The sequence below is a fragment of the Mycobacterium sp. E183 genome (assembly GCF_001667735.1).
GTDB lineage: Bacteria > Actinomycetota > Actinomycetes > Mycobacteriales > Mycobacteriaceae > Mycobacterium.
This window is the reverse complement of record NZ_LZJN01000056.1, coordinates 1-21,886: the sequence shown is the minus strand read 5'-3', so window position 1 is coordinate 21,886 and position 21,886 is coordinate 1. Positions and strand designations below refer to the sequence as shown.

Below are 21,886 nucleotides of genomic sequence, written 5' to 3'. Positions count from 1 at the left end.
CCCATAAATGCACAGGAAGCCGTAAGCCACCGGAGGTAGAGTTCAGTTGGCTCGTTGCATTTGCTAAATAAATAGGAGCACCATGACACGCACTGACCAAGACAGCTGGGACTTGGCCTCCAGCGTCGGTGCCACGGCCACCATGGTCGCCGCGGCCACGGCGCTGGCCAGCGAGGGCACCGACCCGATCATCGACGACCCGTTCGCGGCGCCCCTGGTGCGAGCCGTCGGGCTGGAGTTCTTTCGCCGCCTGGTCGACGGTGAGTTGGCCCCGGGGGACGTCCAAGACGGCGAGCGGAACCTGCAGCTGGAAACCGATTCGATGGCCGTGCGCACCCGCTTCTTCGACGACTTCTTTCTCAACGGCGCCCGCGACGGCATCCGCCAGTCGGTGATCCTCGCGGCCGGCCTCGACGCGCGCGCGTACCGGTTGAGCTGGCCGCCCGGCAGCGTGGTGTACGAGGTGGACCAGCCCAAGGTGGTCGAATTCAAGACCGCCACCATGGCCGAGCTGGGCGCCACTCCCACCGCGGAACGCCGGACCGTCAGCGTCGACCTGCGCGACGACTGGCCGGAAGCGTTGCGGCGCAGCGGTTTCGACCCGGCACAGCCCACGTCGTGGAGCGCCGAGGGGCTGCTGATGTACCTGCCGCCCGAGGCCCAGGACCGGCTCTTCGACAACATCACCGAGCTCAGCGCCCCCGGCAGCAAGCTGGCGACCGAATTCCACGGCGATTCGGGCCGGACGATGACCGAACGCGCCAATCAGTTCAACGAGCGGTGGGCGAACCTGGGCTGCGACATCGACCTGTCCGGGCTGTTCTTCGAGGGCGAGCGCAGCAACGTCGTCGAGTACTTGTCAGGCCGCGGCTGGCAGGTCAGCACACGCGAGCGCCGCGAGTATTTCGCCGACTACGGTCTGGTCTTCCCCGACGACGACACGTCGCAGCTGCGCAACATCGTCACCGTCTCCGCGACGCTGAGTTAACCCGATGGCGGCGACCCGCTAGCTGGGCCTGGCGGCCGGGGCACGCACCACCATCGGCACGGCGGGGAAGCACCACGCCATCTCGGTGCGCGACTTGCGCAGCGCGGCGGTGCCGTAGCCCTTCTTGCGGTGTTCGGGGTGAATCCAGATCCGCACGTTAACCTCGCCGCCGAGCAACTCGCCGAACACCATTCCGACCTTCTCGCCGGAGTCGACGGCCACGAACCAGGCGGCCTCCTCGTCGTCGAGCCGTCCGAGCGCCGCGCTGATCTCGTCGTCGAGGTTACCGGCCGGCCCACCGGAACCGTCGCCCGCCGCGCCCATGTCCTCGGTGCGGGCGGCGAAGATGTCGCGGTCCTTATCGGCGGAAAAGGGCCGCAGTTCCAGGGTCTCCCCGGAGCTGGCCGGCCGCTCGCCGAGGGTGAAGCTCAGCTGCTTGTTCAGGTCCTCGAGTTCGGTCAGGATCTTGCGGCGCGAGTCGATGGTGAGCTGGTCGAACGACATTCCCATCACCGCTTCGGCGGCCACGTGGGAGGTGTCGAGTAGCCGGACGATCGCCTCGACCGCGGCCGCCTTGTTCTCGGACTCCACGACGACATCGGCGATCTCGTGCCGCCGTTCAAGGGCTTTCAGCAGAGCATCGGCGATCTCGCGACGGGCGGCTTTGCGGTCGTGGTCGGTCATTGCACCAGCCTAGAACGCCGGTGGGGGAAGCGCGCTACATCGCCGGTTTCCCAGCTCCAGGAACCGTCGGTAGCGGTCCTCGACCGGGGCCGCCCAGGCGGGGTCGGGTTCGACGACGCGCTCGGTGCGGGCCCAGCGCGCGGCGTCGGCGATCGAGGTTTCCAGGCCCGCCGCGATCCGCGCGAGGAAGGCCGCGCCCAGCGCCGCCCCCTCGGGAACCGCGGACACCTCGACCGGCCGCCCGGTGGCGTCGGCGATGGCCTGCATCCACGGCCCGACCCGGGTGCCGCCGCCCGTGGCGACGATCCGCGCCGCCGGCGCCCCGCCGAGCTCGATGAGCTGGCGGACCACGAAGCCGGACGCCTCGTAGGCGGCCCGGCGCAGCGCGGCGGCGTCGTGGGTGAGGTCGAGGGCTTCGAGCACGGCCCGGCGATCCGGGTCGTGGAACGGGGTGCGCTCCCCGCGGATGTAGGGCGACCACACCGGCACCCGCCCGGGCAGCGCCGCGGCCGGGTCGGCGGGTGCGACGACGCGGTCCACCCAACCGAGGAACAGCCCGCCGGCATTGCTGGCCCCGCCGATCTGGTTCTTGCCCGCGGCCGTGTGGGGAATGGTCCACAGTCCGGGCACCTGCCGGGGCTCTGCGATGGTGGTCCACACGATCAACGTGGTGCCGCACAGCACCAGCACGTCGCCGTCGCGGTCGGCGCCCGCCACGATCTGTTCGCACAACGCGTCGATCGCGCCGATCCCGAGCGCGGCGCCGCCGCCCCGCACCCGCCCGACGGCGGCGCCCATGCTCTCCACCCGGGGCATCTGGTCGGGCCGGGCGCCCCGTTCGGCGCACGCCTCGGGATTCCAGCCGGTCCCGTCGAACAGCGGGTAAGCGGTGGCGGCGGTGGCGAAGTCGATCACCGCCTCGCCCGCCAGCGCGTAATTGGCCACCGCGGGCGCCGGCCAGTACCCGGCCGCGCCGCGCGCCTCGCCGGCGGTCCAGCGCAGGAACTCGGCGGCCTCGCCCAGCGCGGGCAGCGGCTGCGCGTCCTGTTCCGGAACCCGGCCGCGTTCGTCGCCGTAGAGCAGCCCGGGCGTCATCGGCGCACCCTCGGCGTCGACGGCCGTCAGTGACGGCACCATCGCCGACACGGCGACCGCCCTCGCGTCCGGACGGTCCAGCTGGTCGAGCGCCACCACCGGTCCCCGCCGCCACGCCTCGTCCGCGTCGTGCTCCAGCCGGCCGGGCGTCGGCACCCGCAATTGGTGCGGGATCCGCGCCCGCGCCGTCACCCGGCCGTCGGCGTCCGCGGCGACCGCCTTGACCGCGGTGCTGCCGACGTCGATGCCGATTGTGACGCCTTCACGTGACACGGGCGTCACCGTACGCCAGCATTGGGGTTCGTGACGTCAAGACCGCGCGCCCTGGTGACCGCCCCGCTGCGCGGGCCGGGCTTCGCCAAGCTCCGCGAACTCGCCGACGTCGTCTACGACCCCTGGATCGAGCAGACACCGCTGCGGATCTACAGCGCCGAACAACTCGCCGAGCGCATCACCGCCGAGGCCGCCGATGTCGTTGTGGTGGAAAGCGACTCGGTGGCCGGCCCGGTCTTCGGCCTGGGCCTGCGGGCGATCGCCTCCACCCGCGGCGACCCCAACAACGTCGACATCGCCGGCGCCACCGCGGCCGGGATCCCGGTGCTGAACACCCCGGGCCGCAACGCCGACGCGGTCGCCGAGATGACGGTGGCGCTGCTGTTGGCCGCCACCCGCGGGCTGCTGCCCGCGGACTCGGATGTCCGCAGCGGCAACATCTTTCGCGACGGAACCATCCCCTATCAGCGGTTCCGCGGCTGGGAGGTCGCCGGGCGCACCGCCGGGCTGGTGGGCCTCGGCGCCGTCGGCCGCGCCACCGCGTGGCGGCTGTCCGGCCTGGGCCTGCGGGTCATCGCCCACGACCCGTACAACGACGAGGCCCGGCACGGCCTGGACGAACTGCTCGCCGAGGCCGACGTCGTCTCCATGCACGCCCCCGTCACCGACGACACCGTCGGCATGATCGGCGCCGAGCAGTTCGCCGCCATGCGCGACGGCGTGGTCTTCCTCAACACCGCCCGCGCCCATCTGCACGACACCGACGCACTCGTCGACGCGCTGCGCGGCGGCAAGGTGTCCGCCGCCGGCCTGGACCACTTCGTCGGCGAGTGGCTGGCATCCGATCACCCGCTGGTCGGCATGCCCAACGTCGTCCTGACGCCCCACATCGGCGGCGCCACGTGGAACACTGAGGCTCGGCAGGCGCAGATGGTGGCCGACGACCTCGAGGCGCTGCTGGCCGGCATGACGCCCGCCCACGTCGTCAACCCGGAGGTGCTCGGCCCATGAGATCCGTAGACAACCCCGAAACGGCGGTGCTGGACGCGGCCAAGGACATGCTGCGCAGGGGCCTGGTCGAGGGAACCGCGGGCAACATCTCCGCGCGACGCTCCGACGGCAACATCGTCATCACGCCGTCGTCGGTCGACTACCGCGACATGCAGCTCGACGACCTCGTGCTGATAGACGCGGACGGCGCCGTGCTGCAGGCGGCCGAGGGCCGGTCGCCGTCCTCGGAGCTGCAGCTGCACCTGGCCTGTTACCACGCGTTCGACGACATCGGCAGTGTGATCCACAGCCACCCGGTGTGGGCGACCATGTTCGCCATTGCGCACCAGGCGATTCCGGCCTGCATCGACGAGTTCGCGGTGTACTGCGGCGGGGACGTCCGCTGTGCCGAGTACGCCGCGTCGGGCACGCCGGACGTCGGCGCCAACGCCGTCAAGGCGCTCGACGGCCGGGGCGCCGCATTGATCGCCAACCACGGCCTGGTGGCGGTGGGGCCGCGCCCGGACAAGGTGCTGCACATCACCGCCCTGGTCGAGCGGACCGCCCAAATCGTTTGGGGCGCAAGGGCCCTCGGTGGCCCGGTGCCCATCCCCGAAGACGTCAACCGCAACTTCGCCGCCGTCTACGGCTACCTGCGCGCGAACGCCTGATGCGCCCGGTCCGGTTCGGCCGCGCGAGCGTGGCGCGGGTACTCGAACTCCGATTCGACTTGGGGGCGCAGTTTTTCCCGCACACGCCGCCGTCGGGCTGGCGGGACAACGCCGACCTGCTGGAGCCCGACTTCTTCGACCCGTCGACCGACCAGTGGCACATCGCGATCCAGAGTTGGGTGATCGAGGTCGACGGGCTGACCGTCGTGGTGGACACCGGCGTCGGCAACGACCGCTCGCGCCCGCACATGCCGCCCCTGGACCACCTGAACACCGGATTCCTGGGCGCCCTGCGGTCCGCGGGCGTCGACCGCGCCGCGGTGGACGTGGTGGTCAACACCCACATCCACTCCGACCACGTCGGGTGGAACACGATGCTCGAGGACGGCGCGTGGGTCCCGACCTTCCCGAACGCCCGCTACGTCGTCCCGGCCGCCGACTACCGCCACTTCGCACCCGACGGCCCCGCGGCAGCGCGCACGCCGCGCAGCGAGGAGGAGGCGGCCCAGCAGCGCGGCGACCAGCTCGTGTTCGCGGACAGCGTCGCACCCATCGAAGGCCAGCTCGTCCAATGGTCCGACGACTACGAGATCAGCCCGTCGCTGCGGCTGCGGCCCGCCCCCGGACACACGCCGGGCTCCTCGGTGCTGTGGCTGGACGCCGGCCAGCCGGCCGTGTTCGTCGGCGACCTCACCCACAGCCCACTGCAACTCCGCCGGCCCGCCGACGCCTGCGCCTTCGACATCGACGCGCCCGCCGCCGCGGTGACCCGCAGGCGGATCTTCACCGAGGCGGTCGGAGCGAATGCCGCCGTGATCCCCGCGCACTACCCCGGCCACGGCGGCGCCACGATCCGCGCCGTCGACGATCAGTTCGACATCGACCGCTGGCTCGACATCGATACGGTGTGAGGCATGGCGCCGTACCGAGTGGTCCAGTGGTCGACCGGCAACATCGGCAAGCGCGCGCTCGGCGTCCTGCTGGACCGCGACGACTTCGACGTGGTCGGCGTCCACGCCTTCGGGCCGGACAAGGTGGGCCGCGACGCGGGCGAGCTGGCCGGGCAGGCCACGGTCGGCGTCGCCGCCACCGACGACGCCGACGCGCTGATCGGGCTTCGCCCCGACTGCGTGTGCTACATGCCGCGAGCCATCGACTACGACCTGGTGCTCAGGATGCTGCGCGCCGGCATCAACGTCGTCACCACGGGCGACTTCCTGACCGGCACCCATCACCCGGTGGAGCTCCCGGCGCTCGAAGAGGCGGCGCAGCGGGGCGGTGCGACCTTCCTCGGGACCGGGTTCGAGCCGGGCTTCATCAACGTCGTCGCCGGCTTCCTCACCGGCGCGTGCCGGCGGGTCGACAAAGTCACGCTCGTCGAAACGCTGGACTGCACAACGTATCCCGTGTGGGACGTATGGAAAGTGCTGGGATTCGGCAAGACACCGCGGGAGCCGGTGACGCACATCGACCCGGCGACGCAGCGATACGGCCTCGGTTACTTCGAGACGCTGGACATGATCGCCGCCATGCTCGGTGTGCAACTCGACGCCAAGGAGGCGTTCGTCGAACCGGCGGTGCTGACCCGCGATCTGGAGCTGGGGTGGGTGGACTTCGCCGCCGGCACCATCGGGGGGCAGCGCCGCACCTATCGCGGCCTGCTCGGGGGCCGGCCGGTGGTCGAGCTTGCCATCTGCTGGACGATGAGCAACGACGCGCTCGACCCGCAGTGGAGCGACCCCGAGGGGTTCAGCGTGGTGATCGAGGGCAAACCGCGCGTCGACGCGACGATCCGGTTCGGCGAGGCCGGGCAGGACGCGATGACGGTGCTGATGGACAGCACCGCCGTGGCCGCGGTCAACGCCATCCCGTTCCTGTGCGACGCGGGGCCAGGCGTCATCACGCCGACCGACCTGCCGATCACGGGATCTAAAGGGGCGCTAACGGTTTGAACCGCGCCACACGCGCGGCGCGACGCCATGCGTACGGCCGAACAGCCGGCTGAAGTAGCCGGGGTCGCCGATCCCGACCCGCCCCGCGACCTCCGCGATCGGCAGGTCCGTTTCGGCCAGCAACGTCCGGGCCTCGGCCATCCGGCGCTCGATGATCCACTCCTGCACCGTGCGTCCTGTGCGGCGACGCACCACTGTGGTCAGGTGTCCCGCCGTGATGCCGAGTTCGCCCGCCACGTCGCGCAGCGACAACGGCTCGGCGAGGCGACGGTCGATCACCTCGAAGACCTCGGCCAGCAGTGGCTCGCCGCTGCGTCGCAGGTCGCCGACCACGTCGACCGCCAACCGGGAGAGGTCGATCAGCAGCAGCGTGAGATGCGCCAGCGACGCCTGCTGGTAACCCTCTCGGCGCGTATTCAATTCGGTTTCGATCGACGCGATGGCGCCCTCCCACGCCGACCGGCGGTCGGCGGGGACCTCCAGCCGCAGCAGTCCTCCGGATCTGCCGTGCAGGAACGGGAACAGCAGCGGATGCGCCCGCCACGCCGGCCATGGCGATCGCCCGGCCTCGCCAAGCGCCGCGGGATCGAAGAACACCCCGACCCCGACATCGATAAGGCCCACAACCTGGGCGGGGTCGATCACGGCGCCGGCCGCCAGTACATACACGACGCCCGAATCGGGGGTGTACCAGAGCGCCGGGAATTCGTGAATGTGGCGGCGTTGCTCGGGCAAGTCTTCCCGCCCGGCCCGTAGCACCGACACCGGAGGCGTGTCCGGACCGGTCCGATACTCGTAGATCGGCACGCCCCTGCGGTGCCGAATCATCCGGGCGGGTTGGGTCATGGTGCGAAATATCGTCCTAGTTTTGCCAAAGATCGGCCACCTTGCCTGTGAATCAGCGTCTCATCATGAAGTGTATGACGAAACATCATCCACATGACTACCTCCCGGCCGCCGGACACGACGCGCTGCTGCCCTGCTACGACCTGTTCGCCCGGCTGTTGGGAATGCCGAAGGTCTACAACACCCTGATCGCGCAGGCCGAACTCGCCGACGGCCAGCGTGTACTGGAAATCGGCTGCGGCACCGGTAATCTCACCACCCGCGTCAAACGCGCCCACCCCGCCGTCGACGTGACGGGATGTGACCCGGACCCGAGGGCACTGGACCGGGCGCGGCGCAAATCAAACGACATCCGCTTCGAACAGAGCTACGCCGAGCGGCTGCCCTACACCGACGGCGAGTTCGACCGGGTGTTGTCGTCGATGATGCTGCACCATGTCAGCGCCGACGCGAAAGCCACTGCCGCGCAGGAGATCTTCCGGGTCCTGCGCCCGGGCGGCCGGCTGCACCTGGTCGACATCGGCGGCGACGCGTCCGCCGACCACGGCCCGCTGGCGCGGCTCATCAGGCGCAACCCGCACGCGGCCGGCAACCTCGGCGACGCGATCCCCCGACTGCTGAGCGCCGCGGGGTTCGAGTGCGCCGAGCTCGCGTCGACGCCCCACCGCGTCCTGGGGCAATTGAACTACTACCGCGCCACGCGCCCCTGATCAATCCGAAGGCTGCGAAACACCCTCATGCGGTGGACATTGATTCGATAGAACAGGCCCGGGAACCGGCGGTACAAGTGCCAAATGACCTGAACCGCAGCGGGAAACACGATCAGCGGCCGGTTGCGGTCCACACCACGCAGTATCGCGCGGGCCGCGGCCGGCGCGCTCATCTGGGGCATCAGGTAATGAGTGCGCCGGCTCAGCGTCGCCACCCGCTCGCGCGGCATGTTGACCACGACCATGTTGTCGTAGATTTTCGTCTTCATGTCGCCCGGGCATGCCGCACTGACCCGCACGCCGAGGTCCGCTCCCTCGGCGCGCAGCGAAAGCGAAAGTCCCACGATCCCATGCTTGCTGGTGCAGTAGGGAACGTTGCCCGGCTGCGGAACCAGCCCACTGAGCGATGAAATGTTCACGATGTGGCCGTGGCCCTGGCGCGCCATGACCTGATACGCGTGCATCGTCCCGTAGACCACGCCGAGCAAGTCGACGTCGAGCACGCGGCGCCACTGCTGCATCGAGAGGTCGCGCGAATCCCCGCCGATCGCGATGCCGGCGTTGTTGATCATGTAGTCGACGCGTCCGTATTCGGCCACTGCGCCGTCGACCAGCTTGGCCACCTCGGTTTCGTCGGCCATGTCCACCCGCACGGCGGCTGCGTCCGCCCCGCTTTGCTCGAGGCGCCCCGCCACCTGACGGGCGGCGTCGCCGTCGACATCGGCGACCACGACCGTGGCACCGCGACGCCCGAGCTCCTCACTCAGCGCCTCGCCCAAACCCATCCCGCCGCCGGTGACGATCGCCACCGCGCCCTCGAACCGCTGCATGACCCAGTCCTCTCCGGTGCGCCCACGCCAGAAAAATTACATCTGGTATAAGCTTACATTTAATGTAATAATTGGAAAGGATCGATCACGGCCGACGGGACAAGCCTGCGGGAACGCAAGCGGCAGCGGACCAGGCGGGAACTGATCATCGCGGCCATGCGCCTGTTCGAGGCGAAGGGCTACGAACGGACGACGGTGGCCGAGATCGCCGCGGCCGCAGGCGTTTCCACCAAGACCTTCTTCAACTACTTCACGAGCAAGGACGAAGTCCTTTTCCCGCACCTGGCGCGGCGGATCGACGCCGCGGTTGCGCTGATCGAGCGGCGCGGACCGGATGCCCCGATGGCCGAGGTGCTCGTGGCCGCAATGCAACACATGCTGGCCGACGCCCTCACCGAGGAGGTCGAGGGTGGCCTGGCCGGAGTCCGGCTGCCGATGATCATGTCGGTGCCCGCCGTCCAAGCGGCCACGCTGCATCGCTACTTCCTCGCCGAGACCCAACTCGCCGGAGCGCTGCAGGGCGCCTATCCCGACACGCTCGACCCGACGGCCGCCGCGGCCGTCATCGGCTCGGTCATGGGGGCGGCGATCGCCGCTGCGCTGGTGTGCCTACAGGGGGGTGACGACGGCCAACAGCTGCGCGTCGCGGTCGAACGCGCCATCGACATCGCGATCAACGGGGTGCGCGACATCCGGACTAGCGCAGGTCGAACGCGACCTTGACGGCGCCGCTGTCGGCCTGGTTGGCGATCGCCAGGAACGCGTCGCGCCATTGATCGAGCCGAAAGGTGTGTGTCAGCATGGGGCGCAGGTCGATTCGGCCGCCGGCGGCCAGGTCGAGGTAGTGCGCGATGGCGTGCTTGCGCCGGCCCTCGACCTCCTCGACGCCGAAGGCGTTGGAGCCCACCAGGGCGATCTCCTTGAAATACAACGGACTCCACTCCCAGCGGCCCGGCGCGTTCACGCCGGCCTTCACCAGCGTCCCGCGGGAGCGGAGCACCCGCACGCCCACCTCGAAGGTCTCCGGCTTACCGATGGTGTCGTAGACGACGTCCACGGCCCCGGGATGCGCCATCGGCAGACCCAGCAGCGGCCGCCGCAGACGGCCACCGCCCCACGCGACCACCTCCTCGATGACGGCCTGGCGCGGCTCGTGATCCAGCACCAGGGCGGCCCCGAACCGTCGGGCCAGTTCCTTCTGAGCCTCGAACCGCGCCACCACCGCGACGGCCACGCCCGGGTAGAGCGCCCGCAGGATGGCTACCGCGCACAGCCCCAGCGAGCCGGCGCCGTACACTAGGACGCGGCCCGATCCCGGCGGCGGGTGGCGGGTGATCGCATGCAGGGACACCGAAAGCGGATCGGCGAACACGGCCGCCTCGTCGGGGATGGAATCCGGCACGCCGAACAGCATGCTGTCGTGGGCCGGCATCAGCTCGGCGTAGCCGCCGGTCACGTCGGCCGAGACCCCGGTGTGAATGCCGGGCTTGATGTCGCCGTCGGTGAAGCTCCAGCACAGGCTGTAGTCGCCGTCCTCGCAGGCCGGACAGGGCGGGGAGATGCCGCGGGGCCCGCAGGACAGCCACGGGTTGAGCACCACCCGCTGCCCCACTTCCACTCCACGGGCGTTCGGGCCCAGCGCCACCACGTCGGCGACCACCTCGTGGCCCATGACCTGTGGGAAGGAACAGAAGGACGACATCGCGTTGTCGGCGTCGCCCTCGCCGAAATCCATCAGGATCTGCTTGGAGTCCGAGCCGCAGATGCCGGTCAGCCGTGGCCGGGTGAGCACCCAATCATCATGCGGCAGTTGCGGTTCCGGCACGTCGCGCAGCGCGGTCGGGGTGCAGCCCAAATTTGCGGTGAGCGTGTTGGCCCCGTCGGGCACCTCGAACGGCTCCGGCGGCACGCCATACACCAGCGCCCTCATCGGGGAGCCATCCCCGCCGCGCCCGCGATGAACGCGTCCAGGTCGGCGTTCTTGGCGTCGACGACCGCCTTCATGTCCGGCACATAGTGTTCGAAGCCGTCGCCGTCCAGCGCCGCGATGATGCCGTCGGCCACCTCGTCGGCGGGCACCTTGGGCCCTTGGTACAGGGGTTCCTCACTGCCGGGGTGGTCCCAGATCTCGGTGTCGACGGGACCCGGCTCGATCAGCTTCACCGAGACGCCGGAGCCGTACAGGTCCACGGCCATCGCCTCGCTCCAGCCGCAGAGCGCGAATTTGCTTGCGCAATAGGCGGACTCGTGAATGATGCCGAGCCGGCCGCCGACGCTCGACACATTGACGATCAGGCCGGATCCACGGGCCACCATGCGCGGCAGCAGGGCCAGCGTCAGCCGCATCGGTGCGAAGAAGTTGACCCGCATCACGTCTTCCACCTCGCCGGGGGTCAGCGCGGTGACCGGGCGGCGCTTCGGGACGGCGGCGTTGTTGATCAGCACGTCGACGCCACCGAGCTCGTCCCAGGCACGTGCGGCCAGGCCATCCAGCGCGGCGGTGTCGGCCAGGTCGGCCACCCACATCGCCGACGTCGGCGACGTGCGCCGGCAGTCGGCCAGCACCTCGCCCAGCCGGTCGCGGCGGCGCGCGACCAGCCCCACCACCGCCCTCCCGGCCGCCAACCGGCGGGCCAGGGCCGCGCCCAGCCCGGACGACGCACCCGTGATGAGTACCCGATCAGCCATCAGTCCAGGTTGCCGCGAATCGCGGGAAGCGTACAGTGGTAGAAGCTTGTTATATTGGCTAAATATTAGCTTAACTACTTCTGAATTGGGGCAGACATGACTTCTACGCGGTACGAGGGCGACACCTGGGACCTGGCGTCCAGCGTCGGGGTGACCGCGACGATGGTCGCCGCCGCCCGCGCCGTGGCGACCCGCGCCGACCGTCCGCTGATCAACGACCAGTTCGCCGAGCCGCTGGTCCGGGCCGTCGGCGTGGACCTGCTCACCCGGCTGGCGACCGGCGAGGTGAACCCGGACGAGCTGAACGACGCGCACGACGGCGCGACCGGTTCGGCCGGCGCGATGTCCCGCATGGCGGACAACATGGCGGTGCGCACCAAGTTCTTCGACGAGTTCTTCCTCGACGCGACGCGGGCGGGCATCAAGCAGGCCGTGATCCTGGCCTCCGGCCTGGACGCCCGCGCCTACCGGCTGGACTGGCCGGCCGGGACCGTCGTCTACGAGGTCGACCAGCCACAGGTGATCGACTTCAAGTCGCGCACCCTGGCCGAACTGGGCGCCGCGCCCACCGCCGACCGCCGGGTGGTCGCCGTCGACCTGCGCGACGACTGGCCCGCCGCGTTGCGGGCCGCCGGATTCGACCCCGCCCAGCCGACCGCGTGGAGCGCCGAGGGCCTGCTCGGCTACCTGCCGCCGGAGGCGCAGGATCGCCTGCTGGACACCATCACCGACCTCAGCGCGCCGGGCAGCCGCGTGGCCGTCGAAAGCGCGCCCAACCGGGAGCCCGGGGACGAGGACAAGATGAAGGAACGCATGCAGCACATCTCGGAACGCTGGCGTGCGCACGGTTTCGACCTGGACATGGCGGGGCTCGTCTACTTCGGGGACCGTAACGAAGCGGCGCCCTACCTCGCCGACCACGGGTGGCGGCTGAACAAGGTCAGCATCCGGGAGTTGTTCGCGGCCAACGGCCTTCCGCCACTCGAGGACGACGACATGCGCATGGGCGAGATGCTCTACGTGAGCGGCACGCGATGAGCCAGGGACGTAGCGACGGCGACAGCTGGGGACCCGCGTCCAGCGTGGGCGCGACGGCCACCATGGTGGCGGCATCGCGCGCGGTGGCCTCGCAGGGACCCAACGCGCTGCTCGACGATCCGCTGGCCGAGCCACTGGTCCGCGCCGTCGGCCTGGAGCCCTTCATCCGCATCGTCGACGGGCACGTCGACTTCGAGGACGACCCGCTGTTCAACCGCAAGTCGCGGGCCGAGCAGATCACGGTTCGCACCCGGTTCTTCGACGACTTCTTCACCGGCGCCACCAAAGACGGTGTGCGACAAGCGGTCATCCTGGCGTCCGGCCTGGACACGCGCGCCTACCGGTTGCGGTGGCCGGCGGGCACCGTCGTCTACGAGATCGACCAGCCGCAGGTCATCGCGTTCAAGACCGACACGCTGGCCGGCCTCGGCGCCGCCCCGACCGCCGAGCGCCGCACGATCGCCATCGACCTGCGCGACGACTGGCCGGCCGCGTTGCGCGACGGCGGCTTCGACGTGGCCCAACCGACCGCGTGGAGTGCCGAGGGGCTGCTCCCCTACCTGCCGCCCGAGGCCCAGGACCGGTTGTTCGACAACGTGACCGCGCTCAGCGCGCCGGGCAGCCGGCTGGCGACCGAACACGTGCCGGACCCGAACGTGTTCTCCGAGGAGCGATTGCAGCGCATCAGCGAACGGTGGCAGCGTCTCGGTCTCAACCTCAACGCGGCCGACCTGTTCTACCGCGGCGAGCGCAACGTCGTCGTCGACTACCTCAGCACCCACGGCTGGCGGGTGACGACCCATCCGGCGCGAGAGCTCTACGCCCAGAACGGGTTCGACTTCCCCGCGGACGAGATGGCGGCCACCTTCGGCGAGTTGAGCTACGTCGCCGCGACGCTCGCGTAGCGGGTTGGCTAGGGTTGCGCCTATGTCACGCGCTCACGACGACGAGTGGGATCTGGCGTCCAGTGTGGGCGCGACCGCGACCATGGTGGCCGCCGGGCGCGCCATGGCCACCAAGGATCCCCGCGGCCTGATCCACGACCCGTTCGCCGAACCGCTGGTGCGCGCGGTGGGGGTCGACTTCTTCACCAAGATGATGGACGGCGAGCTCGACCTCGACGCGATCGAGAACACCTCGCAGGTGCGCATGCAGGCGATGGTCGACGGAATGGCGGTGCGCACCAAGTATTTCGACGACTACTTCATGAACGCCACCGCCGCGGGGGTCCGGCAGGTGGTCATCCTCGCATCGGGGTTGGATGCGCGCGCCTACCGGCTGCCGTGGCCCGATGGCACGGTGGTCTACGAGATCGACCAGCCCCGGGTCATCGAATTCAAGACGGGCACATTGGCCGGCATCGGCGCCGAACCGACCGCGACGCGGCGCACCGTGCCGATCGACCTGCGCGCGGACTGGCCGGCGGCGCTGAAGGCGTCCGGATTCGACCCGACCGCGCCGACGGCGTGGCTGGCCGAGGGTCTGCTGATCTACCTGCCGCCCGAGGCCCAGGACCGGTTGTTCGACAACATCACGGCGCTCAGCGTGCCCGGCAGCACCATCGCCACCGAATTCGTGCCCGGAATCATCGATTTCGATGCCGACAGGGTGCGGGAGATGTCCGGTTCCTTCCGCGACCACGGCGTGGACATCGACATGGCGTCGCTGGTCTACGCCGGCGAACGCAACCACGTCCTGGACTACCTGCGGTCCAAGCGGTGGGACGTCGAGGGCACCACCCGGACGGAACTGTTCCACCGCCAGGGCATCGAGGTGCCGCCACCGCAAAACGACGACCCGCTCGGCGAGATCATCTTCATCAGCGGCGGCCTCACCGGCTAGCCGCTAGAACCGCGACGGCCCCGGCCACAGCACGCTGGCGCCGCTCAGCGCCTGTTCGACGTTGTCCACGATGCCGCTGACGGTGCGGCCGAGCAGCGCGGCCAGCGCAGCCGGCAGCGAAGCGGCGGCCGGTTGCGACGAGGCCCGGGGTCGCACCATGTCCAGCAGCGACGAGCTCGGATAGCTCACCACGCGGACATCGGTGTCCGCGTCCAATCCGGCCAGGATCTTGGCCCGGCGCACCGCGGTGCGGAAACCGCCGAGCTCGTCGACCAGGCCCCGCTCGAGGGCGTCAGCGCCGGTCCAGATGCGGCCCTGCGCAACGCGATCGACGGCTTCGGCGGTCAGGTTGCGCGCCTCGGCGACCCGCTGCACGAAGTCCGCGTAGAACAGGTCCGCCTCGGCCTCCCGGTGTGCCTGCTGTTCGGGCGTGAACGGCGCGTCGATCGACCACGCGTCGGCATTGGCGTTGGTGCGCACCGTGTCCGACCCGACGCCCAACCGGTCCAACAGGTCGCGGATCACCAACTTGCCGGTGATGACACCGATCGAGCCGGTGACCGTCGCGGGGTTGGCGACGATCGCGTCGGCCCCCATCGAGACGTAATAGCCGCCGGACGCGGCGACCGCGCCCATCGAAGCCACCACCGGCTTGCCGCGCTTGCGGGCCTGGGTCACCTCGCGCCAGATGCTCTCCGAGGCGGTGATCGTGCCGCCGGGACTGTTCACCCGCAGCACGATCGCGGACACGGAGTCGTCGGCGCCGGCCTCCCGCAGCGCCGCTCCGATGGTGTCGCCGCCCGCGGTCGCGGTGCCCAGCGGCAGGAACTGGGGCCCGCCGCGGCCGTCGACGATCATGCCGTCGAGCGTGACGACGGCCAGGGTCGGCTTGGGCCGGCGACCGGGCACCGGCGGCTTGGGTGCGGCCAGCCGGGGGCGGGCCGCGCCCGCGTAGCGCGACAGGAACAGCCGCGGCGGGGCGGTCTCGTCCGAAACGTCCTTCACCCCAACCAGTTCGGCGATGCGCGCGTAGGCCTCATCGCGGAATCCGATCCGGTCGAGCAAACCGGCCGCGACGGCGTCGTCCCGCAACAGCGGGGCGCGGTCGGCCAGCGTGTCGAGGGCGCCCGGGTCGAGCTTGCGCGATTCGGCGATCGCCCGCCACGCCTGCTCCTGCAGGCTTTCCAGCATCCGGGTGACGGCCTCGCGGTGAGCCGTCGTGAAGCCGTGTTCGGTGAAACGGTTTGCCGCCGACTTGTATTGGCCGCGCGCGACGAATTGGGGTTCGATGCCCGCCTTGTCGAACGCGTCGCGCAGGAAGGTGGCGTTGCTGGCGAAGCCGATCAGCCCGACGCTTCCCGAGGGCTGCATCCACACCTCGCCGAACGCCGAGGCCAGGTAGTAGGACAGCGTGCCCGGATAGGTCTCGGCCCAGGCCAGTGACGGCTTGGCGGCGGTGAAGGCGGCGATGGCCTCGCGCAGCTCCTGCACGGCCGCCGGCGGCGACGCGGCCAGTTGCACGCGGGCGATCAGCCCGGCGACCCGCGGGTCCTCGGCCGCGCGATGGATGGCGGCGATCGCGTCGCGCAGCGCCATCGGCCTGCCGCCGGTGAAGAGCGCCAGCGGGTCGAACCCCGTCGCCTCGGGTGGGGCCGAGCGCAGGTCGAGCTCGAGCACGCAGCCGTTGGGCACGCCGTGGTGGCGGGCGGTGTCGACGCGCCCGGCCAGCGCGCGGACGTCGTCGACCCCGGGAAGCGAGGGCAGGAAGGCGAACATGTCTGCAGCGTACCGACACCGCGCCCGTACGGTGGTGGGGTGAGGTTCGCCATCGCCATCCCCCAGCTCGACTACGACCGGTTCGACGCCGACGGGCTGCGCGCCTACCTGCTCCGCGCCGAGGAACTCGGGTTCGAGGGCGGCTGGGTCCTCGAGCAGATCATCGGCGACGCACCGCTGCTGGCGCCGCTCGAGCTGCTGGCCTACTGCGCGGCCTGCACCGAGCGCCTTCGTCTGGGGGTCGCCGTCCTGGTGACGTCGCTGCACGATCCGCTGCAGCTGGCGTCATCCGTCACGGCGGTCGACCGGCTCAGCCACGGCCGGCTGGACGTCGGCGTCGGGACCGGCGGGGGCTTTCGCAGGTTCGCCGCGTTCGGCGTCGAAAAGGACACGTACATCTCGTATTTCACCGAGGGCCTGAAGCTGATGAAGGCCGCCTGGTCCGACGAGCCCCGGGTGACGTTCCACGGCCGGTTCCGCGACGTCGACGACGTGCCGATCCAGCCCAAGCCGGTGCAGCGGCCGCACCCGCCCATCTGGTTCGGCGGCCTGGCGCCCAAGGCCCTGGCCAGGGCGGTGCGCCACGGCGACTCGTTCCTGGGCGCGGGTTCGTCGACCACCGAGGCGTTCGCCGGGGCCGTCACCGTGGTGCGCCGCGAACTCGGCGAACAGCAAAGGGATCCGGCGCGTTTCACCATCGGCAAGCGCGTCTACCTGATGGTCGACGACGACGCGGCGCGCGCCCGGACCCGCGTGCTCGCGGGCCTGAGGCGGATCTACGGCACGATGCCCGGCGTCGAGGACGTGCCGGTGTCCGGCACGCCCGACGACGTGGTGCGCGGGCTGCGTGCGGTGATCGACGCGGGCGCCGAGTACCTGCTGCTCAATCCCGTGGGCGTCGACGTCGGCGAGAACCGCGAAGAGATGGAACGCCTTGCCGCGGAGGTCATTCCGCGGCTGGCTTGATCAGAGCTCGGTGACCGAGCCGCCCGCGGCGGTGATCTTCTCGCGGGCGCTGCCGCTGAACTTGTGCGCCGTCACGTCGACCTTGACTGTCAGCTTGCCGTCGCCGAGGACCTTGACCAACGCGTTCTTGCGGACCGCGCCCTTGGCCACCAGGTCGTCCACGCCGACGGAGCCGCCCTTCGGGAACAGCCGATTGATGTCGGCGACGTTGACGATCTCGTACTCGGTGCGGAACCGGTTCCGGAACCCCTTGAGCTTGGGCAGCCGCATGTGAATCGGCATCTGCCCACCCTCGAAGGTGGCCGGCACGTTCTTGCGGGCCTTGGTGCCCTTGGTGCCGCGGCCGGCGGTCTTGCCCTTGGACCCCTCACCGCGGCCGACGCGGGTGCGGGCCGTCTTGGACCCGGGCGCCGGCTTCAGGTCGTGCAGCTTGATGGTCACTGTGTCTCCTCCACCTCAACGAGGTGATTGACCACCGCGATGAGGCCACGGGTCTGTGGGTTGTCCTCACGGATCACCGAGTGGCGGATCCGCCGCAGGCCCAGCGTGCGCAGGCTCTCCCGCTGCTTCCAGCGGGCCCCGATGGTGCTGCGCACCTGGGTGATCTTCAACTGGCTCATTGCGGTGCCGTTCCCTCGCGCGCGGCACTGGCGGCCAGCGCTTCACTTTCACGTCGCGCCCTCAGCATTCCGGCCGGGGCGACATCCTCGATGGGCAGTCCGCGCCGGGCGGCCACCTCCTCGGGACGCTGCAGCAGCTTGAGCGCGGTGACGGTGGCGTGCACCACGTTGATCGCGTTGTCGCTGCCCAATGACTTGGCCAGGATGTCGCGCACCCCAGCGCATTCCAGCACCGCACGCGCCGCGCCACCGGCGATCACACCGGTACCGGGGCTGGCCGGGCGCAGCAGCACCACACCGGCGGCCGCCTCACCCTGCACCGGGTGCGTGATCGTGCCGCCGATCAACGGCACCCGGAAGAAGCCCTTGCGCGCCTCTTCCACGCCCTTGGCGATGGCGGCCGGAACTTCCTTGGCCTTGCCATAGCCGACGCCGACCATGCCGTTGCCGTCGCCCACGATGACCAATGCGGTGAAGCTGAAGCGCCTACCACCCTTGACCACCTTGGAGACACGGTTGATGGCGACGACCCGCTCCAGGTAGTTGCTCTTGTCGCCGTCGCGGTCGCGGCCACCACGGCCGCCCCCGTCGCGCCGACCGCGGCTGTCGCGGTTGTCGCCGCGCGAGTCGCGGTTGTCGCCGCGGGCCTCGGGGCCGCCGGCTGACTGTTCCGCCATTATGCGGTCCTTCCGGTCTTGTTCAGGCTCTTGATCATCTAGAAACTCAATCCGTTCTCGCGCGCGGCATCGGCCAGCGCCGCGATCCGTCCGCCGTAGGTGTACCCGCCGCGGTCGAAGACCACGGAGTCGACGCCGGCGGCCTTGGCGCGCTCGGCGATCAATTGCCCCACCCGCACGCTGCGGGCCTTCTTGTCGCCCTGCAGGCCGCGCACGTCGTCCTCGATCGACGACGCGGCGGCCACCGTGGTGCCGTTCTCGTCGTTGACCAGTTGCACGTGAATGTGTCGCGCGGAGCGGTTGATGACGAGCCTCGGACGCTCCGGGGTGCCCGCGATCTTCTTGCGCAGTCGGGCGTGCCGGCGCAGCCGGGAGACCCGGCGAGTTGCGGACACGCTCTGCCCCACCGGCTTTCGCGCGGCGGTGTCAGCTTGTTTTTGCGCCATGACTACTTACCTGTCTTTCCGACCTTGCGGCGGATCTGCTCACCCTCGTAGCGCACGCCCTTGCCCTTGTACGGGTCGGGACGGCGCAGGCGGCGGATGTTCGCCGAGATCTGGCCGACCTTCTGCTTGTCGATGCCGGAGATGGAGAACTTCGTCGGTGACTGGACCGCGAACGTGATGCCCTCGGGCGCCTCGATCACCACGGGATGGCTGTAGCCCAGCGCGAACTCGAGGTTGGCGCCCTTGAGCTGCACGCGGTAACCGACCCCGAAGATCTCCATCTTGGTGGTGTAGCCCTCGGTTACGCCGGTGACCAGGTTGGACACCAGCGTGCGCGACAGCCCGTGCAGCGAGCGGTTGCGCCGCTCGTCGTTGGGGCGGGCGACCACGATCGCGCCGTCCTCGTTGCGCTCCACCGTGATCGGTTCGGCCACCGTCAGATTCAGGCTGCCCTTGGGCCCCTTCACCTCGACGTGCTGACCGTCGATCGTTACGTCGACCCCGGCGGGAACCGGAACCGGCTGCTTACCAATGCGCGACATGTCTACTCCCTCACCACACGTACGCGAGGACTTCGCCGCCCACGCCCTGTCTGGCCGCCTGGCGATCCGTCAGCAGGCCCGAGGATGTCGAGATGATCGCCACGCCCAGGCCGCCGAGCACGCGCGGCAGGTTGGTGGATTTCGCGTACACCCGCAGACCGGGCTTGGACACTCGCCGCAGTCCGGCGATGCTCCGCTCCCGGCTCGGTCCGTACTTGAGCTGGACGATCAGCGACTTGCCCACCCGAGCGTCTTCGGTCCGGTAATCGCTGATGTAGCCCTCACTCTTGAGGATCTGGGCGATGTTGGCCTTGATCTTGGAGTGCGGCAACGTCACCTCGTCGTGATACGCCGAATTGGCGTTACGCAGACGTGTCAAGAAGTCTGCGATCGGATCCGTCATCGTCATGACAGCGTTGGTACCTTCCTCGCGGTGGTTCCCGGTTCGGGCCTGTCGCGCACCTGTTCTGGGTTGGTCTTGGGGTCCTGGCTCTTACCAGCTGCTCTTCTGCACGCCGGGCAGCTCGCCCGCGTGCGCCATCTCGCGCAGGCAGATCCTGCACAGGCCGAATTTGCGGAACACCGCGCGTGGGCGGCCGCACTTGTTGCAGCGCGTGTAGCCGCGCACCGCGAACTTCGGCTTGCGGTTGGCCTTGTTGACCAGTGCCTTCTTCGCCATCTACTCAGTTCTCCTTGAAGGGAAAGCCGAGGGCCCGCAACAGCGCTCGTCCTTCGTCGTCGGTCGTCGCCGAGGTGACGACGTTGATGTCCATGCCGCGGACCCGGTCGATCTTGTCCACGTCGATCTCGTGGAACACCGACTGCTCGGCCAGGCCGAACGTGTAGTTGCCGACCCCGTCGAACTGCTTGGGCGACAGGCCGCGGAAGTCGCGGATACGCGGCAGCGCGATCGAGGTGAGGCGGTCGAGGAACTCCCACATCCGGTCCCCGCGCAGCGTGACCCGGGCACCGATCGGCATACCCTCGCGCAACTTGAACTGCGCGATCGACTTGCGCGCCCTGCGGATCTCGGGCCGTTGCCCGGTGATCAGCGCCAGGTCGTTGACCGCGCCGTTGATCAGCTTCGCGTCCCGTGCCGCGTCGCCGACCCCCATGTTGACGACGACCTTGGTGACGGTCGGGATCTGCATGACGTTCCCGTAGCCGAACTGCTGCTGCAACGAATCACGAATCTCGTTGCGGTAGCGCTCTTTCAGGCGCGGCTGCACCTTCTCAGTTGTCGTCATGCTAGATGTCCTTGCCGTTGCGCTTGGAGATGCGGACCCGCTTGCCGGTCTCCTCGTCGACCCGGTAGCCGACGCGGGCGGGCTTGCCGTCCGAGTCGACGACCATCACGTTCGAGACGTGGATCGGGGCTTCCTGGGTGACGATTCCGCCCGACTGAGCTCCGCGCTGGTTGCTCGAGATCGCGGTGTGCTTCTTGATCCGGTTGACGCCCTCGACCAGGACCCGGTTGCGTTCCGGGTAGGCCTGCAGCACCTTGCCCTTGGCACCCTTGTCCTTGCCGGCGATGACCAGGACGGTGTCGCCTTTACGGACCTTCATTTACAACACCTCCGGGGCGAGCGAGATGATCTTCATGAACCGCTTCTCACGCAGCTCGCGGCCGACGGGCCCGAAGATGCGGGTCCCGCGCGGGTCGTTGTCCGGCTTGATGATCACCGCGGCGTTCTCGTCGAACTTGATGTAGCTGCCGTCCGGGCGGCGACGCTCCTTGACCGTGCGTACCACGACGGCCTTGACGACGTCCCCCCGCTTGACGTTGCCGCCGGGGATGGCGTCCTTCACGGTGGCGACGATGACATCACCGATGCCGGCGTAGCGTCGCGACGAACCACCGAGCACCCGGATGCACAAGATCTCCTTGGCGCCGGTGTTGTCGGCGACCTTCAGCCGCGATTCCTGCTGAATCACTCGATCTCCTGACCTGGTTGCGTGTGCACGGCAGGACGCAGGCCAAAGCCCACCAAAAAACCTGACATGCGCGGTCTTTGTCACCGAAGGGCACGCGGGGCCGATTCGCACCGGCCGAGGTCTGCCCAAGGCAACCCCTAGAGTCTAGGGGACGACCAGCTCAGAGCCAAATTCGCGGCCAGGACGGCCTCAGGGCCGGTTCGAGGGAGCGCCTTCCCCGATTCTGCGGATATCGCCGAGGTGGTGCACGCCCTCGTGCATCGCCTGGCGCACCAGCCAGCGGGCGGTGCGCCGCTCGCCCGGCAGCCGGGTCCCGG

Annotated in this window: 28 protein-coding genes; 11 read left to right on the top strand and 17 right to left on the bottom strand. The window is 69.7% G+C overall.

Translation table 11 applies throughout. The annotated features are described in order from the left end of the window. Positions 1 to 82 precede the first annotated feature (82 nt). Positions 83 to 988: a class I SAM-dependent methyltransferase gene (locus A5691_RS05245; protein WP_068266456.1), complete on the top strand. Its 906-nt coding sequence runs from the start codon at positions 83 to 85 to the stop codon at positions 986 to 988. An 18-nt stretch (positions 989 to 1,006) separates the two neighbouring features. On the opposite strand, the gene A5691_RS05240 is transcribed toward A5691_RS05245, so the two are convergent. Together A5691_RS05240 and A5691_RS05235 are read right to left on the bottom strand one after the other, a co-directional pair. Continuing rightward, entirely contained in the window at positions 1,007 to 1,672 is a 666-nt protein-coding gene (locus A5691_RS05240) for a GNAT family N-acetyltransferase (protein WP_067754331.1), read from the bottom strand. 9 nt (positions 1,673 to 1,681) lie between these two features. Next, positions 1,682 to 3,040, bottom strand: a complete 1,359-nt coding sequence (locus A5691_RS05235) for an FGGY-family carbohydrate kinase (RefSeq protein ID WP_068017823.1) — start codon at positions 3,038 to 3,040, stop codon at positions 1,682 to 1,684. A gap of 30 nt (positions 3,041 to 3,070) precedes the next feature. Between A5691_RS05235 and A5691_RS05230 the strand changes: the two genes are divergently transcribed. The 4 genes from A5691_RS05230 to A5691_RS05215 are packed head-to-tail and all read left to right on the top strand — an operon-like array spanning position 3,071 to position 6,653. Continuing rightward, entirely contained in the window at positions 3,071 to 4,051 is a 981-nt protein-coding gene (locus tag A5691_RS05230; RefSeq protein ID WP_068017826.1) for an NAD(P)-dependent oxidoreductase, read from the top strand. After that, positions 4,048 to 4,701, top strand: a complete 654-nt coding sequence (locus A5691_RS05225; RefSeq protein ID WP_067778911.1) for an L-fuculose-phosphate aldolase — start codon at positions 4,048 to 4,050, stop codon at positions 4,699 to 4,701. Before A5691_RS05230 ends, A5691_RS05225 begins: the two co-directional genes overlap by 4 nt. Beyond that, positions 4,701 to 5,612: an MBL fold metallo-hydrolase gene (locus A5691_RS05220; protein ID WP_067754318.1), complete on the top strand. Its 912-nt coding sequence runs from the start codon at positions 4,701 to 4,703 to the stop codon at positions 5,610 to 5,612. The genes A5691_RS05225 and A5691_RS05220 overlap by 1 nt, the downstream gene beginning before the upstream one ends. 3 nt (positions 5,613 to 5,615) lie before the next feature. Next, complete coding sequence (locus tag A5691_RS05215) at positions 5,616 to 6,653, top strand: dihydrodipicolinate reductase (protein WP_067778908.1); 1,038 nt, start codon at positions 5,616 to 5,618, stop codon at positions 6,651 to 6,653. Here A5691_RS05215 and A5691_RS05210 read toward each other — a convergent pair. Then, a complete protein-coding gene (locus A5691_RS05210; RefSeq protein ID WP_067778905.1) occupies positions 6,642 to 7,499 on the bottom strand; it encodes an AraC family transcriptional regulator in 858 nt (285 codons plus the stop codon). The genes A5691_RS05215 and A5691_RS05210 overlap by 12 nt on opposite strands. Before the next feature lie 74 nt (positions 7,500 to 7,573). On the opposite strand from A5691_RS05210, the gene A5691_RS05205 reads away from it, so the two are divergent. Next, complete coding sequence (locus tag A5691_RS05205; protein ID WP_369827118.1) at positions 7,574 to 8,209, top strand: class I SAM-dependent methyltransferase; 636 nt, start codon at positions 7,574 to 7,576, stop codon at positions 8,207 to 8,209. Here A5691_RS05205 and A5691_RS05200 read toward each other — a convergent pair. After that, entirely contained in the window at positions 8,188 to 9,039 is an 852-nt protein-coding gene (locus tag A5691_RS05200; RefSeq protein WP_067754307.1) for an SDR family oxidoreductase, read from the bottom strand. The genes A5691_RS05205 and A5691_RS05200 overlap by 22 nt on opposite strands. A gap of 156 nt (positions 9,040 to 9,195) precedes the next feature. On the opposite strand from A5691_RS05200, the gene A5691_RS05195 reads away from it, so the two are divergent. Next, complete coding sequence (locus tag A5691_RS05195) at positions 9,196 to 9,762, top strand: TetR/AcrR family transcriptional regulator (protein WP_082950146.1); 567 nt, start codon at positions 9,196 to 9,198, stop codon at positions 9,760 to 9,762. Here the strand turns inward: A5691_RS05195 and A5691_RS05190 are convergent. After that, entirely contained in the window at positions 9,737 to 10,969 is a 1,233-nt protein-coding gene (locus A5691_RS05190; protein ID WP_067778896.1) for a zinc-binding dehydrogenase, read from the bottom strand. The two genes, A5691_RS05195 and A5691_RS05190, sit on opposite strands and share 26 nt — an antisense overlap. Further along, entirely contained in the window at positions 10,966 to 11,727 is a 762-nt protein-coding gene (locus A5691_RS05185) for an SDR family oxidoreductase (protein ID WP_067778893.1), read from the bottom strand. The genes A5691_RS05190 and A5691_RS05185 overlap by 4 nt, the downstream gene beginning before the upstream one ends. A gap of 96 nt (positions 11,728 to 11,823) precedes the next feature. Between A5691_RS05185 and A5691_RS05180 the strand changes: the two genes are divergently transcribed. The 3 genes from A5691_RS05180 to A5691_RS05170 are packed head-to-tail and all read left to right on the top strand — an operon-like array spanning position 11,824 to position 14,607. Next, positions 11,824 to 12,765, top strand: coding sequence for a class I SAM-dependent methyltransferase (locus A5691_RS05180; protein ID WP_067778890.1), 942 nt, complete (start codon positions 11,824 to 11,826; stop codon positions 12,763 to 12,765). Next, complete coding sequence (locus tag A5691_RS05175) at positions 12,762 to 13,670, top strand: class I SAM-dependent methyltransferase (protein ID WP_067754286.1); 909 nt, start codon at positions 12,762 to 12,764, stop codon at positions 13,668 to 13,670. The genes A5691_RS05180 and A5691_RS05175 overlap by 4 nt, the downstream gene beginning before the upstream one ends. 22 nt (positions 13,671 to 13,692) lie before the next feature. Beyond that, positions 13,693 to 14,607 (top strand): class I SAM-dependent methyltransferase, encoded by a 915-nt coding sequence (locus A5691_RS05170; protein ID WP_067754282.1) that lies wholly within the window; start codon positions 13,693 to 13,695, stop codon positions 14,605 to 14,607. 3 nt (positions 14,608 to 14,610) lie between these two features. On the opposite strand, the gene sppA is transcribed toward A5691_RS05170, so the two are convergent. Next, entirely contained in the window at positions 14,611 to 16,383 is a 1,773-nt protein-coding gene (gene sppA / locus A5691_RS05165; protein ID WP_067778887.1) for a signal peptide peptidase SppA, read from the bottom strand. Positions 16,384 to 16,422: 39 nt separating this feature from the next. Here sppA and A5691_RS05160 point away from each other — a divergent pair, with 39 nt between their 5' ends. Further along, a complete protein-coding gene (locus tag A5691_RS05160) occupies positions 16,423 to 17,349 on the top strand; it encodes an LLM class flavin-dependent oxidoreductase (RefSeq protein ID WP_067778884.1) in 927 nt (308 codons plus the stop codon). Here the strand turns inward: A5691_RS05160 and rplO are convergent, their stop codons facing one another. From rplO to rplN, 10 genes are all read right to left on the bottom strand, one after another. Further along, entirely contained in the window at positions 17,350 to 17,790 is a 441-nt protein-coding gene (rplO, locus tag A5691_RS05155; RefSeq protein ID WP_067754270.1) for a 50S ribosomal protein L15, read from the bottom strand. Continuing rightward, on the bottom strand, positions 17,787 to 17,969 hold the full coding sequence (gene rpmD, locus A5691_RS05150; RefSeq protein WP_067754267.1) for a 50S ribosomal protein L30: 183 nt from the start codon (positions 17,967 to 17,969) through the stop codon (positions 17,787 to 17,789). The genes rplO and rpmD overlap by 4 nt, the downstream gene beginning before the upstream one ends. Continuing rightward, on the bottom strand, positions 17,966 to 18,646 hold the full coding sequence (gene rpsE, locus A5691_RS05145) for a 30S ribosomal protein S5 (RefSeq protein ID WP_067273089.1): 681 nt from the start codon (positions 18,644 to 18,646) through the stop codon (positions 17,966 to 17,968). Before rpsE ends, rpmD begins: the two co-directional genes overlap by 4 nt. Before the next feature lie 38 nt (positions 18,647 to 18,684). Further along, a complete protein-coding gene (rplR, locus tag A5691_RS05140) occupies positions 18,685 to 19,053 on the bottom strand; it encodes a 50S ribosomal protein L18 (protein WP_073879405.1) in 369 nt (122 codons plus the stop codon). Positions 19,054 to 19,094: 41 nt separating this feature from the next. Then, entirely contained in the window at positions 19,095 to 19,634 is a 540-nt protein-coding gene (gene rplF / locus A5691_RS05135) for a 50S ribosomal protein L6 (protein WP_067754265.1), read from the bottom strand. Between the two features lie 10 nt (positions 19,635 to 19,644). Beyond that, on the bottom strand, positions 19,645 to 20,043 hold the full coding sequence (gene rpsH / locus A5691_RS05130) for a 30S ribosomal protein S8 (RefSeq protein WP_007167852.1): 399 nt from the start codon (positions 20,041 to 20,043) through the stop codon (positions 19,645 to 19,647). An 84-nt stretch (positions 20,044 to 20,127) separates the two neighbouring features. Continuing rightward, entirely contained in the window at positions 20,128 to 20,313 is a 186-nt protein-coding gene (locus A5691_RS05125; RefSeq protein WP_067273083.1) for a type Z 30S ribosomal protein S14, read from the bottom strand. A gap of 4 nt (positions 20,314 to 20,317) precedes the next feature. Then, positions 20,318 to 20,881, bottom strand: a complete 564-nt coding sequence (gene rplE / locus A5691_RS05120) for a 50S ribosomal protein L5 (protein WP_065441097.1) — start codon at positions 20,879 to 20,881, stop codon at positions 20,318 to 20,320. Position 20,882: 1 nt separating this feature from the next. After that, positions 20,883 to 21,200, bottom strand: a complete 318-nt coding sequence (rplX, locus tag A5691_RS05115) for a 50S ribosomal protein L24 (protein ID WP_067273078.1) — start codon at positions 21,198 to 21,200, stop codon at positions 20,883 to 20,885. Continuing rightward, a complete protein-coding gene (rplN, locus tag A5691_RS05110) occupies positions 21,201 to 21,569 on the bottom strand; it encodes a 50S ribosomal protein L14 (protein ID WP_003403649.1) in 369 nt (122 codons plus the stop codon). Positions 21,570 to 21,886 lie beyond the last annotated feature (317 nt).